This is a genomic window from Bradyrhizobium sp. INPA03-11B (genome assembly GCF_040446015.1).
GTDB classification, from domain to species: Bacteria; Pseudomonadota; Alphaproteobacteria; order Rhizobiales; family Xanthobacteraceae; genus Bradyrhizobium; species Bradyrhizobium macuxiense_A.
Window position 1 is genome coordinate 1 of sequence record NZ_JASGSR010000215.1, and the last position, 7,248, is coordinate 7,248.

Here is a 7,248-nt window from a genome sequence, read left to right on the forward strand (position 1 = left end):
GCATTGTACTTTATGCTGAAGATGTGGGCTGTGGTGGTCACTCCTTGTCGGAGAATCTCGCTGTGTGTCCATTGATCGAATAAAGCGTGACCGAGGACAAAACCACCAAATAGTAGGTATAGGGTGCCGAAGCCGAAGAGCCTCCACCACGCACTTCGAGAAAGCGACATCAACCGTCCCTTTTAATGATTGGTGATGCGGTTGACAAAACATCTACCGACCCGTCGAAGTAGCGTCAATCCAGTCCGCTGCCGGTTTGACCTTGGTCCGGGAGGTGGGCGCATAAGTCTAGCTGCGTATGTCGGCTGTTGGCCCAAAGCGGAGGTCCCGGAATGTCGGCCTCTCGCGCCGCTGTTGGGTGCTAAGCAGACGTGAGCCCCGAAAGAGTCTCGTTGCTTTTATGAGCACACGCCCTACTCCACCTCCGCGCTGGCGAAGCGCACGCCGAATGTGTCGGCGTTGGCCTCGCCCCAATCGTAGAGCGCCTGCAGCATCGGCTTCAGCATCTCGCCGCGCTTGGTCAGGCAGTAGCGCGATGAGCCGCCGCCGCGCTCCTGCTTGACGAAGCCTGAATTGCAGAGATCGCGCAGCCGCTCGGTCAACACCTTGTCGCTGAGCTGCGGGATGTCGTGGCGGAGCTCGCCATAGCGCATCGGACGGACCTTCAGTCGGCTCAAGATCACCGTCTTCCATTTGCCGCTCAGCTGATCGATCGAGAACTCGACCGGACAACCATATTTGCGCTTGGTCTTGCGGATCATCGCAACTCTCCCGCGGCACTTTCCATCTGGTTCGTTGAGAGCCGCCGTCGATCCATCTAAGCACGCTTCGCACGGGTTGGGCGAGCTTAGGGATCATTGCAAGGCATGACAGACGACTATTCCGCCCAAGGTGCGAGCGACAAGCAACCCGCGCGCAAGCGCATCATCGTCAGACGCAACGGGCCCTACGAACCCGACCCCGGCATTGCGATCGTCGATCATCTCGGTGTGCCGGTTGCAGCCGAAACACCCGTGCGGTTGTGCCGCTGCGGACAATCGCGGAGCAAACCGTTCTGCGACGACAGCCACATCGCGCGCGGCTTCACAGACGCGAGGGATCCGCGGCGCGTGCCCGACAAGCTCGAAGTCTATGCCGGGCAGCAGGCCCATGTGTTCGACAACCGCGGCACCTGCGCGCATTCAGGCTTCTGCAACGAGCGGCTGCAATCGGTATTCCATCTCGGCGAAGAACCGTTCATTGCGCCGAGCGGCGCGCGCCTCGACGACCTCATCAACGCGGTGCGCAGATGCCCGTCGGGCGCGCTCGGCATCGGTATTGGTCCCGAGCGGGACGCCAACCTGTCCGACGTCAGCCGGCCGCCGCAGGTCGAAATATCGAAGGACGGCCCCTATCGCGTCACCGGTGATGTCGAGCTCGTCGATGAGGATGGCGTACCGGTCGCACGGAACGCGGGTGCATCGCAGGAACATGCCAGCCTGTGCCGCTGCGGCGCGTCGCTGAACAAGCCGTTCTGCAGCGGCATACACTGGAATGTCGGATTTCACGACCCCGTCCCCGATCCCTTGCGCGAGCCGACATTGTTCGAATGGGCCGGCGGCTATCCCGCGCTGCTCGACATGACGCGCATCTTCTACAGCCGCTACGTGCCGGAGGATCCACTGCTCGGCCCGCTGTTTGCCGAGATGTCGCCGGATCATCCCGAACGGGTCGCGGCCTGGCTCAGCGAGGTGTTCGGCGGACCGCGCTTCTACGCCGAGCGCTATGGCGGTTACCGGCGGATGGTGTCGCAACACATCGGCAAGGAGATCCGGCCGGAGCAGCGCGCGCTGTGGGCCACCTACATGGTGCAGAGCGCCGACGATGCCGGACTGCCATCCGATCCGGAATTCCGCGCCGCCTTCGTCGCCTACATCGAATGGGGCTCGCGGATCGCCGTGGAGAATTCCGGCGCCTACGCGAAGCCGCCACCGAACATGCCGGTGCCGCGCTGGTGGTGGGTCTGCAACGCGACGCCGGCCGCGCGGCCATCCGCAATCGCGGGCGATGCGCAGGCCGCGAACGAAACCGGCGTCGCGCTTCCCGGCCCCGGCGAGGCGGTGCAGTTCGAACAGCACATCCGGCCGTTGTTCCGACCGATGGATCGCAGCTCGATGCTGTTCGCCTTCGACCTCTGGAAGGAGGCCGACGTCGTGCGGCACAGCCGGCAGATCCTCGCCCGCCTGGAAGCCGGCACCATGCCGTGCGACGGCGCCTGGCCGGCCGAGCAGGTGGCGCTGTTCGCGCGCTGGATTAATGCGCTGAGCCCCCCGGCCTGATGCGATTGCGCCGGGGCAATCTCCGCTGTCGTCCCTGCCTAGTGCGCAATTGCGCACGGGAGCAGGGACCCATAACCACCGCTCCAATTCGTTGAGTGCGCTGGGGCCGCAGTGTGCTTCACGACTGAATTCTGTGGTTATGGGTCCCGGATCGCGCTTCGCTTGTCCGGGACGACACTGTGTTCGTGGTCGCCGCGATCTCGGTGCAATTTAAGCGATTTCCATCAGCCGCGTTGCAAAATGCGCAGTAGCGCGGACCGATCTGGCACGCTAGACAGTGCCCGCCATTCAAGTGGAGACCCAAATGAGCATTCAGCGTTTCGAAACCGGCCCGCGCATGAGCCAGGCCGTCGTGCACGGCAACACCGTCTATCTCGCCGGCGTCGTCGCCGGCAAGGCCGCGGGCGGCAGCGTCACCGACCAGACCAAGGACATCCTGTCGATCATCGACGGCCATCTCGCCAAGGCCGGCACCGACAAATCGAAGCTGCTCAGCGCGACCATCTACATCACCGACATGAAGACCTTCCCCGAGATGAACGCGGTGTGGGATGGCTGGGTCTCCCAGGGCAACACCCCGGCCCGCGCCACCGTCGAGGCCAAGCTCGCGGCGCCGCAGTACAATGTCGAGATCATGGTCGTCGCGGCTAAGTAAGCCCCGCGCACGCTGATCGAGCGAGATCTCTCGAAGCCCCGGATTGCAAACCGCAATCCGGGGCTTGTTTCATCCGCAGCCTTACGCACTGATCCGTGGCCGTTGAGCCGAGGCATCACCGATGTCGGACTGAAGCCAGCGCGCGATCCGGCGCCATGAGCCGGTCAGCGCCTTGCAGCCCATGAACAGGCCGAGGTGCCCGCACGGTTCGGTGCCACGCTCCAGCCACATCGGCGGCGTGCCCAACAGTCGCGCTGTCGCAAACGCCTGATCGCGCGGAACAACAATGTCATCGTCAGCGGCCAGCAGGAAGGCCGGCGTCTTCACCTCGGCGAGATCGATCCTGCGGCCGAGCGCGACGAACTCTCCGCGAGCGATCCGGTTCTGACGGAAAATCCAGTTGATCACCTCGAGATAGTAGACGCCCGGCAGATCAAGCGTCTCGCGATTCCAGCGCTGGAAACGATCGAGCAGCGAACGGGCATCGTCCAATGCGTCGCGCAGGCCCCGTTGCAGCACGGCTTCCACATCCTGCAGGCCAAAGGGAATGCTCCAGCATTGCAGCATGTGCTTGCCGCTGATGATGCCGTCACCCTGATGCACCAGCGCCGCGAAGCTCTGCTCGGGCAGCGCGGCCACCATCCCGGAGAGTTGCGATGGCACCGAGACGTCGATCGGACTGCTCGCCAGCACGAGCCGCCGCACCTTGCCGGGGAAACGCGCGGCATAGAGCAGCGACAGCCATCCGCCCTGGCAGAGACCGACAAGATCGACCGGCGGTCCGATCGTGTCGACGGCGACGTTGAGGTCGGAGAGATAGCTGTCGATCGAGAAATAGCGCATCTCAGGCGTGGCCGAGCGCCAATCGGTGAGATACAGACGCGCAATGCCTGACTGTTGGAGCGTCTCGATCAGGCTGTGGCCGGGCGCGAAATCCGCAATCAGCGCGCGGTGCAGCGCGTAGGGCGCACAGATCAGCAGCGGCTGGCCTCGCGCGGCCTGCGAAAAATCCAGCAGATGCATCGATGGCAGTTCGAGCGCGATCCGGTTCGGCGTCGTCCAGGCGAGCTGTGCGTCGCCCGGGTCTGCACGCCCGGGTGCGTGGTCGGCGTACCACTGCCAATATGCGTCAAGCACCAGCCTCGTGGCTTCAAACGGCCACAGCCAGGCGTGCTGCGCCTGGACGGCGCGCGTCTCCCGTTCCGGTGGCTTCGCGTTTTCGGTCAAAGTCATTCACCGATTGATCGCCGCCGACATGGTCCGGCCAGCACGGGTCGAAACCTGGACCCCGATCAAGAACCGACGAATTCAGATCGAAAGTTCTACGCCAAATCAAAGGGAGTAGCCGCCATGCCGGGGTTCACGATCTCGCGATCCCCGGGATGGCGTTCCGGCCAGGAAGAGGGCCACCGGCCGCTCCGACTAGCGCGTGATGAGATTGGGTTGGGCGGGATCGGCAGCGCAGGTTCACCTCTCCCTTGGGAGAGGTCGGCGCGCAGCGCCGGGTGGTGGGGTTACAGTCCCTCGTTCGAGCTGCGGCCCCTCACCCGATTTGCTGCGCAAATCGGGAGAGGTGAAGCGAGGGCGACGAAGGCGATTCGATCTAAACTCATCATGCTTTAGGCTGCTCGGGCGGCGGTGCGCTCCACCTCGAGCCTGCGCGCGAACAGCCAGCGGAAATAGGTCAGCGGCGCATCGGCGCCGATCGCGAGCAACTGATAATCCGGATCGACGTCGAGCACCTTCTGCTGCGCCTCGATGAAGTCCTTGTCCTCGTTGAAGGCTTCCTCGAGGGAATGCCGCAGCGATAGCGAAATGTTCGGATTGTCGGTGTCGAAATCGTGCAGATAGTTCCAGAAGAAGTGCGTCGAGGAGCGCGTCTCCGGCGTCATGAACTGCGCGTTGCGGTATGACCGCGTGCCCGGAACCTGAACGCCCTTCTCGACGCCCTGCCCGGCCGGCGCAAACGTGGTGTCGAGCGTGAAGATGCCCGGCACGATCATGCGGCCGATATTGCGACGATCGACCTTGTCGTCGCGGTTGGAGATCACCTTCTTGTGGTAGGGCGGCGCATCGGCGCCCATGTGCCAGCGCTCGACGCGGAAGCCGTCGTCGAGCTTCTCGATCGCGACCGGCTTGGTCTTGTAGGCGTATTCCTCGGAGCCGCCGAGCGTGTTGGTGTGCACGAAGGCGAGATGCGCGAAATCGCTGAGGTTATCGACGATCAAAAGCCAGTTGGCCTTGTAGTGCATATACCCCGGCAAACCGCGCCATTTGGGATCTTCCAGCGGCGGATAGTCGAGGACCAGTTTCGGATCGGCCTTCTCGGGATCGCCGGTCCAGATGAAGATCATGTTGTAGCGCTCGACCACGGGATAGCTGCGCACGCCGAGCTTGGCGGGGATCGCGTCCTGGCCCGGGATCTGGATGCACTTGCCGTCGGCCGCGAACTTCATGCCGTGATACATGCACCTGATGTCGTCGCCCTCGACGCGTCCCATCGAGAGCGGCGCGGCGCGATGGCAGCAGCGGTCATCGAGCGCGACGACCTTTCCGCTGGCGCCGCGATAGATCACGATCGGCCGCTCCAATATGGTGCGCGCCAGCTTCTTGCCGTCGATCAGCTCGTGATTCAGCGCCGCCACGTACCAGGCGTTGCGCAGGAAAATTCCGTCGTCGGCCATTGTCACCCTCCCGATGCAAATTTGCTTGCAATCAGGTTAGGTGATCCCGGCGATCGGGATAATCCGATTTGGCTGGACACACTGTACCGGTGGATGGACAATCGGCCATGGAGTGGCGCGACTGGGAGCTGTTTTGCGAGGTTGTCGAGCATGGCGGCTTCACCGCGGCTGCGCGCGTGCTCGGCCACCCCAAATCGAGCCTCAGTGCTGCGGTGCAGCGTCTCGAGGCCAATCTCGGGCTGCGGCTGATCGAACGCACCACGCGGCACCTGCGGCTGACCGATTCCGGCGAGACCATCTATCGCAAGGTCCGTCCGCTGTTCGCCGCGCTGCACGACACCCGCAGCGAGGCGCTGGCGATGTCGAGCGCGGTGGCGGGCACGCTCCGCATCAAGACGCCGTACGAATTCGGCGCGCATCACGCAGGGCCTGTCGCCTGCGCGGTGATGGGCCGCTATCCGGAGCTTGCGATCCGGATCGACGTCGAGCACGACATCGTCAACCCGATCGCCGAGAATTACAACATCGTGTTCGCGATGCTGGAGGCGCCGCTGCCGTCGGCCGGCATCGTGATCCGCCGCGTCTTCACCCTGGAGCGCGGCCTGTTCGCGGCGCCGGCGCTGCTGGAGAAATTCGGCGAGCCGCGCACGCTGGATGAATTGAGACAACTGCCGCTGCTGACCGGCCCCAGCGATCCGCCATGGGCGATCACCGCACCCGGCGGCGCGGTCGAGCATCTCGCGGTCGATCGCGCGCGTCTGACCTCTTCGAATGCCCATGTCCGGCTGCAGGCGGCGCTCGCCAGCCATGGCGTGCTGCGGGTCACCGCGAGCTACACCCGCGCCGCGGTTGCGGCCGGCCAGTTGCGGCGGCTGTTGCCGGATCATGCCTGCGAGCCGCTCAACGTGCATGCGCTGCTGCCGGCGCGGCAATTCGTCCCGGCCAAGGTCCGCTGCTTCCTCGATGCGATGGAAGCGCATGCGCGCGGCGATCCGGAGGCCTATATCAGGCCGTAGCCGCCGATCGGGTCTTTTTGGCTGATCGCCATTTTGTCGGGAACCTGTGCGCCGGCTTGGCATCCAATGGTATTATTCAGCCAACAGTGAAGGGCGATCCCGCCATGCGCCAGGCCCATGTCACGTCGCTGTCGCCGATCAGCTCGGGCGATGCCGAACTCGTGCAACGCGCGATCGCCCGCGACGAGGCCGCGATCCGCGCCATCATGCAGGCGAATAACCGCCGGCTGTTCCGGCTGGCGCGCGGCATCCTGCGTAACGACAACGAGGCCGAGGACGTGGTGCAGGACGCCTATGTGCGCGCCTTCACCCATCTGGACCAGTTCCGCGGCGACTCCAGCCTCTCGACCTGGCTATCGCGAATCGCGATCAACGAGGCGCTCGGTCGCGTACGGAGCAGGCGCAGCAGCGTGGAGTGGTCCGAGCTGCCGAAAGGCACCCTTGAGGCGCAGATCATCCAGTTCCCCCTGTCGTCAACAGACGATCCGGAAAAATCCATGGCCCAGCGTGAGATCCAGCATGTCGTCGAGCACGCGATCGATGAGCTGCCCGAGGCGTTCCGCCTCGTCTTCATC

7 protein-coding genes are annotated in these 7,248 nt (G+C 64.2%); 4 read left to right on the plus strand and 3 right to left on the minus strand.

The features are described 5' to 3' along the window. Positions 1-413: 413 nt before the first annotated feature. Positions 414-761, minus strand: coding sequence for a helix-turn-helix domain-containing protein (locus tag QMZ05_RS39795; RefSeq protein ID WP_050629610.1), 348 nt, complete (start codon positions 759-761; stop codon positions 414-416). Between the two features lie 105 nt (positions 762-866). On the opposite strand from QMZ05_RS39795, the gene QMZ05_RS39800 reads away from it, so the two are divergent. Both QMZ05_RS39800 and QMZ05_RS39805 read left to right on the plus strand, forming a co-directional pair. Then, on the plus strand, positions 867-2,318 hold the full coding sequence (locus QMZ05_RS39800; protein WP_353705723.1) for a CDGSH iron-sulfur domain-containing protein: 1,452 nt from the start codon (positions 867-869) through the stop codon (positions 2,316-2,318). 304 nt (positions 2,319-2,622) lie between these two features. After that, entirely contained in the window at positions 2,623-2,973 is a 351-nt protein-coding gene (locus tag QMZ05_RS39805; protein WP_028334578.1) for a RidA family protein, read from the plus strand. An 81-nt stretch (positions 2,974-3,054) separates the two neighbouring features. Here the strand turns inward: QMZ05_RS39805 and QMZ05_RS39810 are convergent, their stop codons facing one another. Then, on the minus strand, positions 3,055-4,206 hold the full coding sequence (locus tag QMZ05_RS39810) for an alpha/beta fold hydrolase (RefSeq protein WP_353705724.1): 1,152 nt from the start codon (positions 4,204-4,206) through the stop codon (positions 3,055-3,057). 386 nt (positions 4,207-4,592) lie between these two features. After that, positions 4,593-5,657, minus strand: coding sequence for an aromatic ring-hydroxylating dioxygenase subunit alpha (locus QMZ05_RS39815; RefSeq protein ID WP_353705725.1), 1,065 nt, complete (start codon positions 5,655-5,657; stop codon positions 4,593-4,595). A gap of 68 nt (positions 5,658-5,725) precedes the next feature. Between QMZ05_RS39815 and QMZ05_RS39820 the strand changes: the two genes are divergently transcribed. After that, positions 5,726-6,673: a LysR family transcriptional regulator gene (locus QMZ05_RS39820; RefSeq protein ID WP_353705726.1), complete on the plus strand. Its 948-nt coding sequence runs from the start codon at positions 5,726-5,728 to the stop codon at positions 6,671-6,673. Positions 6,674-6,777: 104 nt separating this feature from the next. Further along, positions 6,778-7,248: RNA polymerase sigma factor (locus QMZ05_RS39825; protein WP_353705727.1), on the plus strand; the 471-nt coding region annotated here is incomplete at its 3' end.